This window comes from Alkalidesulfovibrio alkalitolerans DSM 16529 (genome assembly GCF_000422245.1).
GTDB classification, from domain to species: Bacteria; Desulfobacterota; Desulfovibrionia; order Desulfovibrionales; family Desulfovibrionaceae; genus Alkalidesulfovibrio; species Alkalidesulfovibrio alkalitolerans.
In genome coordinates this window covers 39221-55797 of record NZ_ATHI01000029.1, presented here as the reverse complement: position 1 = coordinate 55797, position 16577 = coordinate 39221, and the positions used below count along the sequence as shown (strand labels likewise).

Annotated in this window: 19 protein-coding genes; 13 read left to right on the top strand and 6 right to left on the bottom strand. The window is 63.5% G+C overall.

The features are described 5' to 3' along the window. Nucleotides 1-5 precede the first annotated feature (5 nt). From DSAT_RS11650 to DSAT_RS11615, 8 genes are all read left to right on the top strand, one after another. The gene (locus DSAT_RS11650) at nucleotides 6-986 is read left to right on the top strand and encodes a KpsF/GutQ family sugar-phosphate isomerase (protein ID WP_020887720.1); all 981 of its coding nucleotides are present in this window, start codon (nucleotides 6-8) and stop codon (nucleotides 984-986) included. A gap of 18 nt (nucleotides 987-1004) precedes the next feature. Continuing rightward, nucleotides 1005-1451 (top strand): C-GCAxxG-C-C family protein, encoded by a 447-nt coding sequence (locus DSAT_RS11645; RefSeq protein ID WP_020887719.1) that lies wholly within the window; start codon nucleotides 1005-1007, stop codon nucleotides 1449-1451. 59 nt (nucleotides 1452-1510) lie between these two features. Then, a complete protein-coding gene (locus DSAT_RS11640) occupies nucleotides 1511-2401 on the top strand; it encodes a DMT family transporter (RefSeq protein ID WP_020887718.1) in 891 nt (296 codons plus the stop codon). A 50-nt stretch (nucleotides 2402-2451) separates the two neighbouring features. Then, nucleotides 2452-4026 carry an ArnT family glycosyltransferase gene (locus tag DSAT_RS11635; RefSeq protein ID WP_040371218.1) on the top strand — a complete coding sequence of 525 codons (1575 nt, stop codon included), beginning with the start codon at nucleotides 2452-2454 and terminating at the stop codon, nucleotides 4024-4026. A gap of 75 nt (nucleotides 4027-4101) precedes the next feature. Continuing rightward, nucleotides 4102-4506, top strand: coding sequence for a PilZ domain-containing protein (locus tag DSAT_RS11630; protein ID WP_020887716.1), 405 nt, complete (start codon nucleotides 4102-4104; stop codon nucleotides 4504-4506). Between the two features lie 127 nt (nucleotides 4507-4633). Beyond that, nucleotides 4634-5206: a YkgJ family cysteine cluster protein gene (locus DSAT_RS11625; RefSeq protein WP_040371200.1), complete on the top strand. Its 573-nt coding sequence runs from the start codon at nucleotides 4634-4636 to the stop codon at nucleotides 5204-5206. Continuing rightward, nucleotides 5203-7551: a penicillin-binding protein 1A gene (locus DSAT_RS11620; RefSeq protein ID WP_020887714.1), complete on the top strand. Its 2349-nt coding sequence runs from the start codon at nucleotides 5203-5205 to the stop codon at nucleotides 7549-7551. The genes DSAT_RS11625 and DSAT_RS11620 overlap by 4 nt, the downstream gene beginning before the upstream one ends. A 63-nt stretch (nucleotides 7552-7614) precedes the next feature. Then, on the top strand, nucleotides 7615-7974 hold the full coding sequence (locus DSAT_RS11615; protein WP_020887713.1) for a phenylpyruvate tautomerase MIF-related protein: 360 nt from the start codon (nucleotides 7615-7617) through the stop codon (nucleotides 7972-7974). A 131-nt stretch (nucleotides 7975-8105) separates the two neighbouring features. On the opposite strand, the gene DSAT_RS11610 is transcribed toward DSAT_RS11615, so the two are convergent. Genes DSAT_RS11610 through DSAT_RS11595 form a run of 4 tightly spaced genes read right to left on the bottom strand, consistent with a single transcriptional unit; the run spans nucleotide 8106 to nucleotide 11010 of the window. Continuing rightward, the gene (locus DSAT_RS11610) at nucleotides 8106-8717 is read right to left on the bottom strand and encodes a 2-oxoacid:acceptor oxidoreductase family protein (RefSeq protein WP_020887712.1); all 612 of its coding nucleotides are present in this window, start codon (nucleotides 8715-8717) and stop codon (nucleotides 8106-8108) included. After that, nucleotides 8714-9571, bottom strand: coding sequence for a 2-oxoacid:ferredoxin oxidoreductase subunit beta (locus DSAT_RS11605; protein ID WP_020887711.1), 858 nt, complete (start codon nucleotides 9569-9571; stop codon nucleotides 8714-8716). The genes DSAT_RS11610 and DSAT_RS11605 overlap by 4 nt, the downstream gene beginning before the upstream one ends. 4 nt (nucleotides 9572-9575) lie before the next feature. Beyond that, nucleotides 9576-10727, bottom strand: a complete 1152-nt coding sequence (locus DSAT_RS11600; protein ID WP_020887710.1) for a 2-oxoacid:acceptor oxidoreductase subunit alpha — start codon at nucleotides 10725-10727, stop codon at nucleotides 9576-9578. Nucleotides 10728-10737: 10 nt separating this feature from the next. Then, nucleotides 10738-11010 carry a 4Fe-4S dicluster domain-containing protein gene (locus DSAT_RS11595; RefSeq protein ID WP_020887709.1) on the bottom strand — a complete coding sequence of 91 codons (273 nt, stop codon included), beginning with the start codon at nucleotides 11008-11010 and terminating at the stop codon, nucleotides 10738-10740. 270 nt (nucleotides 11011-11280) lie between these two features. Between DSAT_RS11595 and DSAT_RS11590 the strand changes: the two genes are divergently transcribed. The 4 genes from DSAT_RS11590 (at nucleotide 11281) to DSAT_RS11575 (ending at nucleotide 14359) form a co-directional block, all read left to right on the top strand. After that, on the top strand, nucleotides 11281-12009 hold the full coding sequence (locus DSAT_RS11590; RefSeq protein ID WP_020887708.1) for an amino acid ABC transporter ATP-binding protein: 729 nt from the start codon (nucleotides 11281-11283) through the stop codon (nucleotides 12007-12009). 48 nt (nucleotides 12010-12057) lie between these two features. Continuing rightward, nucleotides 12058-12879: an ABC transporter substrate-binding protein gene (locus DSAT_RS11585; RefSeq protein ID WP_020887707.1), complete on the top strand. Its 822-nt coding sequence runs from the start codon at nucleotides 12058-12060 to the stop codon at nucleotides 12877-12879. Nucleotides 12880-12951: 72 nt separating this feature from the next. Continuing rightward, entirely contained in the window at nucleotides 12952-13653 is a 702-nt protein-coding gene (locus DSAT_RS11580; RefSeq protein ID WP_020887706.1) for an amino acid ABC transporter permease, read from the top strand. A gap of 10 nt (nucleotides 13654-13663) precedes the next feature. Continuing rightward, entirely contained in the window at nucleotides 13664-14359 is a 696-nt protein-coding gene (locus DSAT_RS11575) for an amino acid ABC transporter permease (RefSeq protein WP_020887705.1), read from the top strand. 99 nt (nucleotides 14360-14458) lie between these two features. On the opposite strand, the gene DSAT_RS11570 is transcribed toward DSAT_RS11575, so the two are convergent. Both DSAT_RS11570 and DSAT_RS11565 read right to left on the bottom strand, forming a co-directional pair. After that, on the bottom strand, nucleotides 14459-15217 hold the full coding sequence (locus DSAT_RS11570; protein WP_020887704.1) for a purine nucleoside phosphorylase YfiH/LACC1 family protein: 759 nt from the start codon (nucleotides 15215-15217) through the stop codon (nucleotides 14459-14461). Beyond that, complete coding sequence (locus DSAT_RS11565; RefSeq protein ID WP_052167405.1) at nucleotides 15214-15789, bottom strand: 5-formyltetrahydrofolate cyclo-ligase; 576 nt, start codon at nucleotides 15787-15789, stop codon at nucleotides 15214-15216. Before DSAT_RS11565 ends, DSAT_RS11570 begins: the two co-directional genes overlap by 4 nt. 99 nt (nucleotides 15790-15888) lie before the next feature. Here DSAT_RS11565 and DSAT_RS11560 point away from each other — a divergent pair, with 99 nt between their 5' ends. Continuing rightward, entirely contained in the window at nucleotides 15889-16554 is a 666-nt protein-coding gene (locus tag DSAT_RS11560) for a metallophosphoesterase (RefSeq protein WP_020887702.1), read from the top strand. The last annotated feature ends 23 nt before the right edge of the window (nucleotides 16555-16577 follow it).

Genomic DNA, 16577 nt, shown 5'->3' with positions numbered 1-16577 from the left:
GGGACATGGACGGCTCGCGCGATTGGGCGGCCCTGGGCCGCGAGGTCATCGCCATCGAGGTCGAGGGGCTTTTGGGCGTGGCCGGGAGGCTCGACGGCGCGTTCTCCCAGGCTGTGGAGCTGCTGGCCGCTTGTCGGGGCAGGGTGGTCGTCACGGGGCTTGGCAAGTCCGGCCTCGTGGGACGCAAAATCGCGGCCACCTTCTCCAGTACCGGCACCCCCGCCTATTTCCTGCACCCTGTGGAAGGCGCGCACGGCGACCTGGGCCTGATCCGGCCCGAGGACGTGGCTTTGGCCATCTCCAATTCCGGCGAGACCGACGAGCTCAACGCCATCATTCCGCCGCTCAAGACTCTTGGCGTGTGCGTGGTGGCCATGACCGGCAGGGCCGATTCGAGCCTCGCCCAAATGGCCGACGTGGTGCTTGACGCCCGCGTGCCGCGCGAGGCCTGTCCGCACAACCTCGCGCCCACGGCCTCGACCACGGCCCAGCTTGCCCTTGGCGACGCGCTGGCCGTGTGTCTCATCGAGCTCAAGCAGTTCCGCCAGGAGGATTTCCAGCGCTGCCATCCCGGCGGAGCCCTGGGCCGCCGCTTGGCTCAGCCGGTGACGGCCGTGATGCACGACCAGAAGCTGCCCATCGCCACACCGAGAGCCGCGCTTTCGCAGGCCCTGGCCGTGATGAACGAGGGCCGCCTGGGCTTTCTTGCCGTGTGCGACGAAGGCCGCCTGCTCGGCGTGCTCACGGACGGCGACGTGCGGCGTATGGCCGCTGCCGGACGGCTCGATCTTTCCGCGCCCGTGGGCGACGTCATGACGCGCGGCGGGCTCAGGCTTTCGTCCAGGCAGACCGCGGCCGAGGCCATGGACCTCATGGAAGCGCGCCAGGTCACGGTGTTGCCTGTGGTGGACGGGCAGGGCAGGCTCGCGGGCATGGTCCATCTGCACGACCTGCTCGGCAAAGGCCGCTTCAAGTTCGCGCCCTAGATTCTTGCGAGGTCTCCCATGAACGACGTGGCTACCCGCGCCTTGTCCCATTGGAATGCCAAATGGCTGTGCGCCGAGAGCGTGAGCCGCGCCCTGGCCGAAGACCTGGGGCTCGACGCTGGCTGCCTGCCGCGCGCCGCGACCGCGTTTTGCTCCGGCCTGTCCCGCAGCGGCGGCATGTGCGGCGCGCTCGCCGGGGCCGTGCTGGCCATCGGGCTGGCCACGGGCCGCGATTCGCCCGAGGATTCCCTGGAGATCCCCTACGCCCTGACCCAGGAATTGCTCGCCTCCTTCCGCGAGAGCTTCGGCAGCGACAATTGCGTCGAACTGCTGGGTTGTCATCTGGGCACGCCCGAGGGGCAGAAGATTTTCGCCGAGCGCGGGCTGCGAGATTCGCACTGCGCTCGCTACATCGCCTTCGCGGCCGAGAAGGGGCGGGAGCTCATCCGGGACGCGGTTTCGTGACGATCCGGCCCCTGTCGGCCCTTGCCTCGGCGAGGGTTCGGGCGTAAACGCCGTTCATCATGTTCGCCACCTACGTCAAACTCGTCCTGTCCATGCTCATCTGGGGCGGAACATGGGTCGCCGGCCGCATCGTGGCGGCGGAGATGGAGCCCTTTTCCGCCGCGTTCCTGCGCTTTCTCTTCGCCGGGGTGTTTCTTCTGGCCGTGACTTTCCGCGTGGAGCGCCGCTTTCCCCTGCCCGAGCGCGGGCAACTCGTGCCCCTGGCGCTTTTGGGCCTGACCGGCATCTTCGGCTACAACGCCTTTTTCTTCAGTGCCCTGCAGACCGTGGAGGCGGGGCGGGCCTCGCTGATCATCGCCTCCATACCCGCCTGCATGGCGCTTTTGGCTTGTCTGTTCATGGGCGAACGCCTCTCGCCGAGCCGTCTGGCAGGCATTCCCTTGTCGCTTTTTGGCGTGGCCGTCATCCTGTCCGATTTTCATCCCGAGCGGCTGTTCACCGGCGGCGTGGGCCGGGGAGAGCTCTTTCTTTTCGGCTGCGTGGCCTCCTGGACAGCCTATTCGCTCCTGGGCAAGCGCTTCATGACCACCATGTCCCCGCTGTTCGCCGTGACTTGGTCGTGCCTGATGGGCTGCGCGCTGCTCTTTCCCTTCGCCCTGGGCGAAGGGCTCGCCGCCCGCGTCGCGACCGTGAGCCCCGCGGTCTGGGGCAACTTGGTCTTTTTGGGCGTCATGGCCACAGGGCTGGCCTTTTGTTGGTATTACGCGGCCATCAAGGCCATCGGCGCAAGCCGGGCCGGGGTTTTTATCAACCTCGTGCCCGTGGCCGCCATCGGTCTTGGTGTGCTCATTCTCGGCGAGAAGGTCACGCTCTCCCTGGCCTTCGGCGGGGCTATGGTCATGACCGGCGTGTTCATGACCAACCGCCCGCAACGCAACCGGAGCCATTGATGTCGCCGGGTTGGACTTCGCGTCCGGCCTCGGCTACAACCCCTCGGGTCATGAAGCAGCAGCCAATCTCTCAGGGCGACGTCATCCGCTACGATCTTGTCGCCCTTGCAATCATTGTCGTCAGCATCGCCGTGCGCCTCGTCGTCGTGGCCACCGGCCAGATCGGTCTGGTGCAGGACGAGGCCCAGTACTGGGACTGGACCCGCACGCCGCAATGGTCCTACTACTCCAAAGGGCCGCTCATCGCCTGGATCATCACAGCCTTCACGTCCATTTTCGGCGATACGGAGCTTGGCGTGCGCGCGGGCGCGCTCTTCGGTTCAGGGGTTTTGCAGAGCGTCATCTACATCTGGCTCTCTCGGCTGTGGAAGCGGCCAGGGCTCGCCCTGGCGACGCTCTTCGTGGCCAACACCGCGCCCATGTTCCTGGCTTCGGGCGTGCTCATGACCACGGACAACCCGCTCCTGATCTGCTGGACCGCCTCCATGTTCTGCCTTGACGCGGCCACGCGCGCGGAGGTCTCGCCTGGCCGCCGCAAGCTGGCCTTGGCCGCACTCGTGCCTCTCGTGGCGGTGGGGGTGCTGGCCAAGTACATGATGCTCGTCTTCCCGGTTCTCGCCGTTGTCTATGTTCTGTGGCTGCGTAGGGCAGAGGACGCGCCCCAGGGCGTTTTGCCGCACTTGGTCGCGGCCGTGGCCGCTGGAGCGGCGCTTGGCTTCCTGCCCATCCTGATCTGGAACATGCAGAACGATTTCGTGGGCTTCAAGCATGTGGGAGTGCTTGCGGGCGTGGCCGGAAAAACCGCCGAGAGCCTGATCCGCTTCGACCGCTTCCCCGACTATTTCGGCAGCCAGGTGGGGCTCATGACCCCGTGGTGGTTCGTGTTCATGCTTCTGGGCGGTCTGGCCGCCACGCGCCAGATGTTTCGCGGCGACCAGGGGGCGCTCGGCCTTTCGCGGCGCCAGTCGGGCCTTCTGGCGCTGTTCTTTTGGCCGGTCTGGGGCTTCTTCATCCTGTGGAGCTTTCACACCAAGATCCAGCCCAACTGGTCGGCGGTCAGCTACCCGGCGGGTTTCCTTCTGGCCGCGATCGCCTTTGTCCGCTACTGGCAGGCCGATGGACGGCTGCGCAAAGTCTGGGCCGGGCTTGCGGTCCTGGTCTTCATGCTGGTTGCGTCCGCGCCTGTGCTGCCCATCCCGGACCACCTGAATCCCACGCATCGCCTCAAGGGCTGGGACGATCTGGGCGAGCGCGTCGAGTCGTTGCGCCTTTCCGCCTTCGACGATCCCGGTCGGGTCTTCATCTTCAGCGAGCACTACGACATGACGGCCGCCCTGGCTTTCTACGTTCCGGGCCAGCCGCGTACCTACAACGTCTGGATTTCGCGGCGTATGAACCAGTACGACCTGTGGCCCGGCCCCGAGAACAAGGTGGGCTGGGACGCCATTTATGTGCGCAAGGAGTTCAAGGACGGCCCGCAGGCCGAGGTGCAGCGGATGTTTCGCGAGATCAGCCCGCCCATCCACTACCAGACGACGTTCAGGGGAGTTCCCGCGCGCCGGTTCACAATCTTCCTGTGCCGGGGATACAACGGCGAGTGGCCGAGGCAGTATGGGCAATATTAGCAGACTGTCCCCAAAGCAGCATCTGCTGTGTTGCCGCGAAGAGCCCCTTGCAGCACGGGGATGACGGAGGGGGAGATGATTGACGAGAAGCGTCAGGACGAGCGTATTCCGCTTGAAGTCGATTTTCGCATCAAGACTCGCGGCAAGGAGCTTTTTCCCGGCATCCTGCGTAACATAAGCCTTTTAGGCATGAAGCTCGAACTGGCCGACGAGCGGCGTCCCGCGTCGCTCGTGGTGGGTGAGACCGTGACCCTGGAAGGGTTTCCCGACCCCATCCGGGAGCATGTGCGCGGCAAGCAAGCCGAGGTCGTCTGGCTGAGCGGCGCACTCGTCGGAGTACGTTTTTTCGAGCCATTGGACATCCCTCCCGACGCCATCCTGGAGTTTCAGCACCAAGTGCACGTGCAACCGTTCCTGCCCGAGGACGCGCGCGGCGAGGCCACCGAGGGCGCAAGGGACGAGCCAAGGGGCATGGCCTGAAAGACTGTCTGGAAAAGTCCTTGCGCCACGGCCGCATGCGGTGGCTGGACATCGCGCCTGTGAAGATTTACCTTCCTCCCGCCTTGGCGAGTCAAACGTATCCATGGAGGCGGCCGTCCGCACCGCTATGAGCACTGTTTCCCGCAGCCCCGGAGTCTGCGCGCGTTGCGCCGTCCTGTCGGGTTCCTGCTGCACCCTGGTCCCGGGCCAGGAAGACCTGTGCTTCCCCCTTTCCGACGTGGAGATGGACCGGATCCGGGATATCGCCGGGGCACGGGGGTGGTTCGTTCAGGAGCCCAATTCCGCCTCGTTCGTGCATCATCTCGATCGCCTCTTTCCGGGCGAGGAAGAGCAGATACGCATTCTGTTTCCCCTTCGTCGTCATCATTTCCGTCTGGCTACGGGTCCTGACGGTCGTTGCGCGCTTCTGGGCGAGAATGGCTGTACTCTGCCCGTGGAGGCCAGGCCCTATTACTGCCGCCTGTTTCCCGTTTGGCTGAGCGGCGAGAAATTATTCGTCCTGGCCGGGCAGTGCTTGGCCGTGAAGGAAGCCACGGGCACGGCCCGGCTGCTTGACAGCGTCAACCTTTCGCGCCCGGCCGCGCGCGATATGCACGCCCGGTTGCGTCTGGCTTGGGGGTTGCCTCCCCGGCCGGAAATGCCGAATGTAACTCTGCGTTTGCAACGGAATCCGCAATGAAGAAAGCGTTCATCGCCTTGGCGATCGTCTCGTCGCTCCTGATCCTTTGCGTCATCGGAGGAGGGATCGGCTTGTATTTTTGGGCTTCGCGGGATCTGCCCAACTACCAGAAGCTCAGCGACTACCGGCCGCCGCTGGTGACCACCGTTTATGCCCGCTCCGGGCAGGTCATGGGGTATTTCTACCGCGAGAAGCGGTTCCTGGCCACGCTGCCCGAGATGTCGCCCTGGGTTCCCCGCGCCTTTCTGGCGGCCGAGGATGCCGGTTTCTATCAACACGACGGCGTGGATCCCATGGCCATCGTTCGCGCCTTCATCCGCAATCTCTCGGCGGGCGAGATCAAGCAGGGCGGCAGCACCATCACGCAGCAAGTCATCAAACGGCTGCTCCTGTCTTCGGAGAAGAGCTACCAGCGCAAGATCAAGGAGGCCATCCTTGCCTACCGTCTGGAACGCTATCTGACCAAGGACGAGATCCTGACCATCTATCTGAATCAGATATATCTCGGCGCGGGCGCTTACGGCGTTGAGGCCGCGGCCCGTACCTTTTTCGGCAAGCATGTGGACGCCCTCACGCTTGCCGAGGCCGCCATGATCGCCGGGCTGCCTCAGGCTCCCACGCGCTACAATCCCTACACCAACTGGGAGGCGGCCAAGGGGCGGCAGCGCTATGTGCTTGACCAGATGATGCAGCGTGGCTGGATCACTCAGGCGCAGTACGATGAGGCCCTGGCCGAGGAACTGGTTCTATCGAGCATGGACGACTTTTCCTGGAAGAAGGGGGCGTGGTATCTGGAGGAGGTCCGGCGTTGGCTCGTGGATCGCTATGGCGAGGCGGCTGTCTACGAGGGGGGGCTGCACGTCTGGTCGGCCTGCGACATGGAACACCAACTCGAAGCCGAGGACGCGCTGCGCGACGGCCTGGTGGCCTCCACGCGGCGTCGCGGCTGGGCTGGACCCGCCGAGCACCTGAACCCCGGCGAATACGAGACCTTCCTGCACAGCAGAGGCAACGTGGCCGAGACAGCCGAAGTCGGCGACTGGATCCAAGTCCTCGTGACCAAGGTGCAGCCCCAGGGCGCGGAGGTGCGCTTCGGCGCGGCCTCGGCCAGGATTGACGTGGCTACCATGCACTGGGCGCGTGTTCAGGATCTGCGCCGCGCCACCGAGGAAGTGGCTGCCGTGCGTGACGCCACCCTCGTGGTCAAGCCCGGCGACGTCGTCTGGGTGGAGGTCGTCGAACGGCCGGGCGAAGACGGCGTGGGAACTTGGAAGCTGGCCTTGCAGCAGCAGCCTGACATCGAGGGGGCCCTCGCCTCCGTGCTCCCTGAGACGGGAGAAGTCGTGGCCCTGGTGGGCGGGTTCTCCTTCAACCGTTCGCACTTCAACCGGGCCACCCAGGCCAGACGCCAGCCTGGCTCGGCCTTCAAGCCCATCGTCTATTCCGCGGCCTTGGACAAGGGCTTCACCCTGGCCTCCGTGGTCATGGACGCGCCCATCGTCTTCACGGATCACACCACGCAGCAGACCTGGAAGCCCGAGAACTACGAGGCCAACTTCCAGGGCCCCACGCTCCTAGTCACGGCCTTGGCCAAGTCACGCAACCTTGTGACCATCCGCGTCGCGCAGCGCATCGGCATGGCCTCGGTGGCTGAGCGTGCCCGCGAGCTTGGGCTTCAGGCCAACTTCCAAGGCAACCTCTCCGAATCTCTCGGCGTGGCCGAAGTCACGCCGCTCAACCTCGCTCAGGCCTACACCGTTTTCGCGCGCGGCGGCACGGGCATAGTGCCGCGTCTGGTGCTGCGCGTGGCCGACGCCTGGGGACAGGACATTTACGAGAATCCGCCGGAACCGTACGAGGCCGTGAGTCCGCAAAACGCCTACCTTGTCTCCTCCATGATGAAGGAAGTCGTGCGTAGCGGCACGGGCGCGCGCGCCAGGGTACTGAATCGTCCCGTGGCCGGCAAGACCGGCACCACCAACGAGGAACGCGACGCCTGGTTCGTGGGCTTCACGCCGCATCTGGTGTCCGTGGTTTACGTGGGCTTCGACGACAATCGTCCCATGGGCAAATTCGAGACCGGCTCGCGTGCCGCGCTCTCCATCTGGGTGGACTACAGGCAGCGCGTGGAGAGCCAATTCCCGCCGGACGACTTCCCGCAGCCGCCGGGAGTGGGCATGGTGCGCGTGGACGCCAAGAACGGTCTTCTGGCCGGCCCCGCCTCGGACGAGAGCTTCTTCCTGCCGTTCATGGCGGGCACGGAGCCTACGCAGGTCTCCTCGGGCGTCTCGTCTCTTGAGGGCGAGCAGAGCCAGGGCGAGGACCTGTTCCGTCAGGTGTTTTGATGTTTACGGGCGCCTGCCCGAAGCGATACGTTACGTCCGACAACAACTGTCAAGGAGGCGTGCATGCCCTGCATCAAGATCGAGACCAACGTTTCCCTGGACCCTGCCAAGGCCAAGGCCCTTGCGCTGAAGTTGGCCCAGGATCTGGCCGCACCCATCGGCAAGCCCGTTGACCGTATCCTGGCGGTCATCGAGCCGGGGATGGCGCTTTCCTATCGCGGCACCAGCGACCCGGCGGCCTTCGTGGAGTTGAAGAGCATCGGCCTGACCGCCGACGACTGCCCGGCCCTGGCCGTGTTCATCGGCGAGTTCCTGGAGCGTGAACTGGGCGTGCCCGCGAGCATGGGGCTGATCGAGTTCAAACCCCTCGATCCCGGCTTCACGGGCGTGAACAAGGGGACCGTGGCCAAGCCCGCGAACTGAACCGGCTCCCCTTGGCGCGAGAAGCGTCGAAGGGGGCGGCTTTGAAAAAGCAGAAGGCCCGGCGCGTTCGTGATGCGTGCCGGGCCTTTTCTCATTGCGCTTTCCGCGCGGGCGTCGCGATTGGTCCGGCCTCAGGCCAGGGCGTTCTCCTCTTCCGACGGAACACGTTCGCCCCAGGCAGCATGGTCGGGCCAGTGCTTCTTCGCCTCGCTGTAGCCGAGTTGAAAGGCTTTCATGTTCAGGTCGAGTATTTTGGGAGGCAGGTTTTCGCGCAGGGCCTGCTTCATGACCCGCTGTTCCGCGAAGGGCAGAAGCCGCGTGAGCGCGCCCAGCACCACCACGTTCATGGCCTGTGGGGTCTTGATCTTCTTGGTCGTCATGTCCGTGAAGGGCAGGCCCAGGAAGAGATTGGAGGGCGTCTGGCGCACGAGCGAGGTGTCCACCACCAGCACTCCGCCGGGCTTGATGTAGCGGTAGTAGGCGTAGCAGGCCTCTTGCGAGAGGGCCACGAGCATGTCCACGTTCTCGGTCTTGGGGTAGCTGATGGGTTGCGAACTGACGACAAGGTCCGAGCGGCTGGCGCCGCCGCGCGCCTCGGGGCCGTAGCTCTGGGTTTGGGTCACGTAGTAGCCGTGGCCCAAGGCAAGCCCATGTCCGAGAATGCGACCCAGGGTGATGATGCCTTGGCCGCCAGTGCCCGAAAGCCGGATTTCGAAACGATGCAGATCCTGGGGCGTCTTCATTTCCCACTCCCTTCGACGGCCTCGGTCGGCTGCGGGCAAAGGCTTGTTCGCAGGTCGGCGTAAAGCTCTTCAAGCCCCTTGGTGTCGTGCTCGGCAAAGGTGCCGATGGGCAGCTTGTCCTTGCGGTCCTCGGGCTTCATGGCTTCGTATTTCTCGCGTTTCACGCAGGTGTGCTTGAGCCAGGAATACATGTCCACGGCGGTCTTGTACTTATTCTTGCGGCCGTACTGGGTGTGACAGGGCGAGATGATCTCCACGAGGTTGAAGCCGGGCCGCTCGATGGCCGTGGAGACCAGACGGTCGAGCATGTTCACGTGGAACACGCTGCCTCGGTACACGCCGTTGGCCCCGGCCGCGCGAGTCAGGTCCACCAGGTCGAAGGATTTCTCCATCTGTCCGAAGGGTGTTGTCTGCGTGTTCGCGCCCTGCGGCGTGGTGGCCGAGCATTGCCCGCCGGTCATGCCGTAGATGTAGTTGTTGAGCACCAGGGCCGTGACGCCGATGTTGCGGCGCGCGGCATGGATGAGGTGGTTGCCGCCGATGGAGAAGGCGTCGCCGTCGCCCATGATGGCGATGACTTTGAGCTTGGGGTTGGCCATCTTGATTCCGGTGGCGAAGGTCAGGGCACGGCCGTGAGTGGTGTGGACGGTGTTGAAGTCCACGTAGGCCGCAATGCGGCCCGAGCAGCCGATGCCCGCCACGATGCACACGTCGTCCTTTTCGAGGCCGAGGCCGTGAATGGACCGGATGAGCGAGCCGAGCACGATGCCGTGGCCGCAGCCCGCGCAGAAGACGTGGGGGAATTTTTTGTTGTGCCGCAGGTAGTGATGGATGAGTTCGGTGACGTCGGACATACAGCTACCCCTGGCTTATGGACTTGTAGATTTGCGACGGGGTGATGATCTGGCCGTCGATGCGGTTGATGGTCCGCACCGAGGTTGTCTTGGAGGCTACGCGCTTCACCTCCCGCGACATCTGGCCCATGTTCATCTCGGGCACGATGATCCGCGAACAGCGGTGCGCCAACTTGTCCACGTAAGTCTTCGGGAAGGGGAAGAGGGTCTTCAGCTTGAGCAACCCAGCCTTGTAGCCCTGCTCGCGGGCCATGTCGATGGCCAGATGCGCCGAGCGAGCGACGGAGCCGTAGGCGATCACGCCGATCTCGGCATCCTCGGTGCGGTACTCCTCCACGAGCATTATGTCCGGGAAGAATTGGTCGATTTTGCGGAACAACCGCTCCATGAGCGATTTGATCTCCTCGGGCTGCTGCGTGGGGAACCCCATCACGTCGTGGGTCAACCCCGTGACGTGGTGGCGGTAGCCCGAGCCGATGGGGGGCATGGGCGAGACGCCGCGCATGGTGTCCTCGTAGGGTTTGTACCATTCGGGCGGCACGCTCGGATAGGAACGGTTGAATATCTCGAATGCCTCGGGGCCGGGAACGTCGATACGTTCGCGGGTGTGGGCGGTGATCTCGTCGATGAGCAGGATGACCGGCGTGCGGTACTTCTCGGCGAAGTTGAAGGCCTGAATGGTCATCTCCATGCATTCTTTCACGTCCGAGGCGGAGAGCACGATGATCGGATGGTCGCCGTGCGTGCCCCACCGTGCCTGCTGTACGTCGCCCTGGGCCGGAGAGGTGGGCAGTCCGGTGGAAGGCCCGCCGCGCATGACGTTGACGATGACCAGCGGCACCTCGGTCATGCACGCGAAACCCAGATTCTCCTGCATGAGCGAGAAGCCGGGGCCCGAAGTGGCGGTCATGGCCTTTCTTCCGGCCAGTGACGCGCCGATGACAGCGCCCAGACTCGCGATCTCGTCTTCCATCTGGATGAACGCCCCGTCGGGAATCCGGGGCAGGCGCGCGGCCATGACCTCCATGATCTCGGACGATGGGGTAATGGGATATCCCGCGTAGAAGGTGCACCCGGCGATGAGCGCGCCTTCGACGACCGCCTCGTTGCCCAGTGCGAAGAGAGCCTTGGCGTTTTTCTTTTTGTGGTTCGGCATCGGGCTCCCTCTACTCCTTGCCGGCTTCTGTTTCCAGACCGTTCTCGAAACATTCCGGAGACTTCCTGCGGCGTCCTTTGCCCCGGACGACAATTGCAAAGTCGGGGCAGTGACGTTCGCAGAATCCGCAGTTGATGCACTCGCCGGGTCTGGCCGCCCTGGCCTTGCCGTCCTTGGTCAGGACCAGTACCTTGGCGGGGCAGAAGGCCACGCAGATGCCGCAGCCCTTGCACCAGTCGGGATAGATGGTGATTTCCGTCTGGCCTTTTGTTTTTTTCGACATTTTCCGCCTTCCGGCGCTGAATTGTTGGCGAACGGGCCTGTGGCCCGCACGGTGTTCGCCCTGAAAATATGATCGCGCGTCCATGCGCCTTACCTCAACCCAGGGAAAATGGCAATTGTGCGGCGGCCGACGCCGCCATGACGCGAGCTTGACAATTCCGGCACAAAAGATACAACCGTTCGGCTCATTTCGGAAACGGCGGGGGGCTTGCCGTTGTCGTACTCCGGGCCCTTTCACGGGCTTGGACAATTCTCCGCGTAAAGGAGCGCCATGGCACTCATCGAAATACGATCGCTGAACAAGTGGTTCGGTGAATTTCAAGTTCTGAAGAACATCACCGAATCCGTGGAAAAGGGAGAGGTGCTTGTCGTCTGCGGTCCTTCCGGCTCCGGAAAGTCCACCCTGATCCGTTGCATCAACAGGCTGGAGGACTACCAGCAGGGCGAGATAGTCATCGAAGGTGTGAACATCAAGGACAAGAGTGTAAATCTGAACACTCTCCGCAGCGAAATCGGCATTGTCTTCCAGCAGTTCAATCTGTACCCGCATCTGACGGTTCTGAAAAATATCACGCTCGCTCCCACCAAGGTCAAGGACGTCGCCCGCAAGGACGCCGAACGCACGGCCCTCGAACTGCTCGAACGGGTGGGCATCCACGACCAGGCGCTCAAGTATCCGGCCGAGCTTTCCGGCGGGCAGCAGCAGCGCGTAGCCATCGCCCGCGCCCTGGCCATGCGGCCCAAGATCATGCTTTTCGACGAGCCCACATCGGCGCTCGATCCCGAGATGATCAACGAAGTCCTGAACGTCATGAAGGACTTGGCGCGCGACGGCATGACCATGGTCTGCGTGACGCACGAGATGGGCTTCGCGCGCGAGGTGGCCGACCGCGTCGTCTTCATGGACGGCGGCGAGGTCATCGAACAGGCTCCGCCCGACGAATTCTTCCGAAATCCCCGGCACGAGCGCACGCGCGCGTTCCTCAAGGAGATCCTGTAGCCGACATCCGTCGGCCGCATCACAATCAACCCGCAGGAGGTCGGTTCAATGCGCAGAATCACCCTTACCCTGGCCGTGGCCCTGTGCTGCGTCCTGGCCCTTGGCTCCACGGCCATGGCCAACAAGCTGGAGCAGATCAAGCAGAAAGGCGTGCTTGTTTGCGGCGTCAAGGATTCCCAGGTCCCCTTCGGGTTCGTTGACGAAACGACCAAGCAGTTGGCCGGTTTCGAAATCGACATCTGCTCCTACATCGCGGACAAGATGGGCGTGAAGTCCGAAGTCAAGCCGGTCACCTCGGCCACCCGCATTCCCATGCTCACCCAGGGCTCCGTTGATCTGGTCATCGCCACCATGACCCACAAGTTCGAGCGCGACGACGTCATCGACTTTTCCATCACCTACTTCATGGACGGCCAGAAGCTGCTCGTGAAGAAGGGTGAGGGCATCAACTCCGTGGCCGACCTCGCGGGCAAGAAAGTGGGCACCGCCAAGGGCTCCACCTCCGAGAAGAACATCAAGGAAGCCCAGCCCCAGGCCCAGGTGCTGTCCTTCGAGAACTACCCGCAGGCCTTCCTGGCCCTGAAACAGGGCAAGGTTTCCGCCGTGACCACCGACTCCACCATCCTGCTTGGCATCAAGAACAGCGACGAGAACCCCGACCAGTGGGCCATCGTGGGCGAGGCGTTCTCCTCCGAGCCCTACGGCATCGGCATGGTGGAAAACGAGTCCAAGCTGCGCGACTTCGTGAACCGCTCCCTGGCCGAGATGTGGGTGTCCGGCGACTACAAGGCCAACTACGACAAGTGGTTCGGCCCCGACACCAAGTACTACCTGCCTCTTGAGTGGGAAATGGAAGTCTGGCCGTTCTAAGGCCCCAAGCTTCGGCGGGGCGCGTCTGACGCGCCCCGCTTCGTTTGAACCTACCGACACAACGGATTCGACGTGGCCTACAATTTCGACTGGAGCATCGCCCTGACCGGCGAGTACGGCGGCTGGATCGTGGACGGCGTGATCATGACGCTGCACATCTCCGCCGTATCCATCGTGTTTTCGATGCTTTTGGGTACCCTGATCGCGGTCATGCGCCTCACGGGGCTCAAACCCCTCGAATGGTTCGCGCTCGCCTACACGGAGTTTTTCCGCAACACGCCGCTGCTGGTGCAGATATTCTTCTGGTATTTCGGATCCTACGCCATTTTGCCAAATGCTGTGAACCAGTGGCTGTACCAGCGCGATTTCGAGTTCGCGGCCGGTGTCATCGCCCTCACCGTCTATACCTCGGCCTTCATCGCCGAGGAAATCCGCTCGGGCATCTTCTCCATTCCCAAGACACAGCTTGAGGCCTCGCGGGCCTGCGGCCTGTCCTTCATCCAGGCCATGCGCTACGTCATTTTGCCCCAGGCCTTCAGAATCATCATCCCGCCGCTCATCTCGCAGTTCCTGAACCTCATCAAGAACTCCTCCCTGTGCATGACCATCGGCGTCATGGAGTTGACCTACATGGCGCGCCAGATCGAATCATACAGCTTCAAGGGCTTCGAAGCATTCACGGTGGCCACGCTGATCTACCTGACGATCTCGCTCATCGTGTCCTTCGTCATCACCCAGTACAACCGCCTTTTCCTCAGGCAGATAAGGTACTAGGGGGCTGAGCGTGAACTTCGACGTCGTCATCGCCAACTTCCCGTACCTGCTCTGGGGCGCCTATCCCGACGGTCCCCTTGGCGGTCTGGCCCTGTCCATCGTGCTCGCCGCGGGCGGCATCTTCGGGGCCTTCTGGATCGGCTTGGTCATGGGCCTTGGCCGTCTCTCCACGCGCTGGTGGGTGCGCCTGCCCTCCATCGTCTACATCGAAATCATCCGCGGCGTTCCCCTGCTGCTCTTGATTTTCTGGTTCTACTTCCTGGGCCCGGTTGCCTTTGGCCACGTTCTGCCCGAGACGACGAGCGCGCTCATTGCCTTCATCGTTTTTACCGGGGCGTATGTGGCCGAGATCGTGCGAGCGGGCGTGCTCGCCCTGCCCAGAGGGCAGATGGAGGCGGCGCGCTCGTCGGGTTTGTCGCACGTGCAGGCCATGCGCTACGTGATTTTGCCCCAGGCCCTCCGCAACATGATCCCTTCCTTCGTCAACCAGTTCGTCTCCCTGACCAAGGACACGTCCCTGGCTTCGATCATCGGTGTGCTCGAACTGACGCGCGCGGCGGATCAGATCAGCAACCGCGTGCTGACCGCGCCTACGGAGATCTATTTCACCATCCTCGTGCTCTATTTCATCATCTGCTATGTGCTCACGGCTACGTCGCGCCGTCTGGAGAAGCACATGTCGCGCTATCAGGCGCGTGACAGGTAGCAGACCGTTTGCAAAAAGCGAGGCCGGACGCGATGTTTCGCGCCCGGCCTTTTCTTTTGCTTCCTTCCGGCAATGCGGCAGGCAGGGTCTTTTCGACAGCTAGCCCCTGATCCATATCAGGCTGGCCTGGCGGCCCGTCTTTTCCCGGCGGCGGTAGGAGAAGAACGTATCGGCCAGGGAGTTGGTGCACAAGTCGATCTGGAAGATGTTGCCGGGTTTGAGTCCCGCCTCGCGCAACTGATGGCGTGTGAGCAACCACAGGTTCACGGTTTTCGTGGCCGGGTCATAGTGGTCTTTGAAGTCGGGGCCGAATTCCCGCTCGAAGTCGCTGAATTCGCTGGCCGACGGCCCGAGCGAGGGGCCTCGCACGGCCAGGACGTCGGCCGGGTCCAGGGAATAACGTTCGCAAAAGGCCTTTGTGCCGAGCAAGGGGAAGCCTTGCACGTTGCCCCGCCAGCCCACGTGCAGCGCGGCCACGTATTTGCCCGAGCGGTGGGCGAGCAAGATGGGTTGGCAGTCGGCCGACTTGATGACCAGCGCCTGTCCGGGCATGGCGGAGGCTAGGCCATCGCCCTCGATGATGGGGCCTTTCGCGATGTCGCCGGGCTCGGGGTCGAAGACCATGCCTACGCCGTGCACCTGCCTGAGCTCCTGCCAGTGGGCGAAGCCCAGCTCGCGTTGCATGGCTTGGCGGTTGGCCACGACCTTGGCCGGGTCATCACCGACTTCCATGGAAATGTTCGCCAGGTCGAAGGGACTGGACGAATAGCCGCCGAAACGGGTGCCGAAGGCGCAGCGTACGTTTTCGATGCCGGGGAAGGCGAAGGGGATGGCGAAGGGAGTGGGGATGTTCTTCATGAGGCTACCTCTATTGTTTCCGATTCAGTGACGATGAAATGCATGCGCCTGTCCCAGGTGTCGCTCGGCACCTCGTCGAGAAGCTGAAATCCGAACGCCGGAGCTATTGCCGCTGTCTCGGGCATCCGGGCCAAAAGCCGGTCGTAGAATCCGCCGCCCATGCCAAGCCGCGCGCCTGTGCGGTCAAAGGCCACCCCGGGCACGATGGCGACATCTGGCTGGGCTGCCTCGATCAGTTCGCACACTGCCGGGTCCGGCTCCGGGATGCCGTATTTCCCCGACCCGAGCTCGCCTACGCAGGTTACGCGGTGCAGGTCCAGGCAGCCTGCCTCGTGTGGGCGACAACGGGGCAGGAGTACTCGCACCCCACGTTTCCACAGCGCGTCGCGGAGCATGTCCGTGTCCACCTCGCCGCGCACCGGGGCGTAAAGAAGCACCTCACGCGCCTGCGCGACGGAGGGCAGGGCCAGGATTCGCTTCTGGATGCGCCGGGAAAGCGCCATTCGCTCTGCATCCGGTTGCGACGAGCGTCTGGCGAGCATGGCGGCCCGTACGGCCTGCTTATGGTCCATGGCGAAGGTTTTCATGGCAACCGGTATACGTTATCAGGGTCCGAAGGGAAAACCAAGGGCCTGCCGTGTGAACGAGGGCCTTTGCGCATGGAGAGGACGATGGACGAGCAGATATACGTTGGATTCGGCGACGTGCACGGTCGTCTGGAGAACATGGCCCGCATCCCCGAGATACGGACGGCCGCGGGCGTCATCATTTCCGGCGATCTTTCCAACCACGGCGGCAAGGCCGAGGCCGAGGCGATCATTGGTGCGGCGCGCGCCTTGAATGACCGCGTCTACGCCCAGATCGGCAACATGGATAAAAAGGCCGCCGAAGCGTGGCTTGACGAGGTCGGTGCAAACATCCACCGGAAGGCCGTGGAACTGCCTGGCGGCGTGTGGATGATGGGCGTCGGCTGGTCCTCACCCACGCCTTTTGGCACGCCCTCGGAGATGCCGGACGAGGTGCTCGGCGAGTGGCTTGAGGAGACGTGGGTCAAGGTGGGCGATCCCTCACGGCTGATCGTGGTCTGCCACACGCCGCCTCACGGCACCAAGGCCGATGTGATCGGCAAAGGGACGCACGTGGGCAGCGTGGCGGTGCGCGGGTTTCTGCTCAGGCGGCGGCCGCCGGTCTGCCTGACTGGCCATATCCACGAATCGGCCTGCGAGGATACGCTCGGCGACACCCGGATCGTCAATCCGGGCATGCTCGGCCAGGGCGGCTACGCGCTGATAACAGTCCGAAATGATAAGATAGCAATAAAATTACGCCATGTGTAGTCGATGTATACCGTGAAAGGAGG

What these genes read in the sequence shown, in the direction of transcription:
- DSAT_RS11590 (WP_020887708.1), top strand. Translation starts at nt 11,281, where the DNA reads ATGGCACTCATCGAAATACGATCGCTGAACAAGTGGTTCGGTGAATTT.
- DSAT_RS11645 (WP_020887719.1), top strand. Translation starts at nt 1,005, where the DNA reads ATGAACGACGTGGCTACCCGCGCCTTGTCCCATTGGAATGCCAAATGG.
- DSAT_RS11630 (WP_020887716.1), top strand. Translation starts at nt 4,102, where the DNA reads ATGATTGACGAGAAGCGTCAGGACGAGCGTATTCCGCTTGAAGTCGAT.
- DSAT_RS11565 (WP_052167405.1), bottom strand. Translation starts at nt 15,789, where the DNA reads ATGGACCATAAGCAGGCCGTACGGGCCGCCATGCTCGCCAGACGCTCG.
- DSAT_RS11605 (WP_020887711.1), bottom strand. Translation starts at nt 9,571, where the DNA reads ATGTCCGACGTCACCGAACTCATCCATCACTACCTGCGGCACAACAAA.
- DSAT_RS11595 (WP_020887709.1), bottom strand. Translation starts at nt 11,010, where the DNA reads ATGTCGAAAAAAACAAAAGGCCAGACGGAAATCACCATCTATCCCGAC.
- DSAT_RS11600 (WP_020887710.1), bottom strand. Translation starts at nt 10,727, where the DNA reads ATGCCGAACCACAAAAAGAAAAACGCCAAGGCTCTCTTCGCACTGGGC.
- DSAT_RS11635 (WP_040371218.1), top strand. Translation starts at nt 2,452, where the DNA reads ATGAAGCAGCAGCCAATCTCTCAGGGCGACGTCATCCGCTACGATCTT.
- DSAT_RS11560 (WP_020887702.1), top strand. Translation starts at nt 15,889, where the DNA reads ATGGACGAGCAGATATACGTTGGATTCGGCGACGTGCACGGTCGTCTG.
- DSAT_RS11585 (WP_020887707.1), top strand. Translation starts at nt 12,058, where the DNA reads ATGCGCAGAATCACCCTTACCCTGGCCGTGGCCCTGTGCTGCGTCCTG.
- DSAT_RS11640 (WP_020887718.1), top strand. Translation starts at nt 1,511, where the DNA reads ATGTTCGCCACCTACGTCAAACTCGTCCTGTCCATGCTCATCTGGGGC.
- DSAT_RS11615 (WP_020887713.1), top strand. Translation starts at nt 7,615, where the DNA reads ATGCCCTGCATCAAGATCGAGACCAACGTTTCCCTGGACCCTGCCAAG.
- DSAT_RS11650 (WP_020887720.1), top strand. Translation starts at nt 6, where the DNA reads ATGGACGGCTCGCGCGATTGGGCGGCCCTGGGCCGCGAGGTCATCGCC.
- DSAT_RS11570 (WP_020887704.1), bottom strand. Translation starts at nt 15,217, where the DNA reads ATGAAGAACATCCCCACTCCCTTCGCCATCCCCTTCGCCTTCCCCGGC.
- DSAT_RS11625 (WP_040371200.1), top strand. Translation starts at nt 4,634, where the DNA reads ATGAGCACTGTTTCCCGCAGCCCCGGAGTCTGCGCGCGTTGCGCCGTC.
- DSAT_RS11610 (WP_020887712.1), bottom strand. Translation starts at nt 8,717, where the DNA reads ATGAAGACGCCCCAGGATCTGCATCGTTTCGAAATCCGGCTTTCGGGC.
- DSAT_RS11620 (WP_020887714.1), top strand. Translation starts at nt 5,203, where the DNA reads ATGAAGAAAGCGTTCATCGCCTTGGCGATCGTCTCGTCGCTCCTGATC.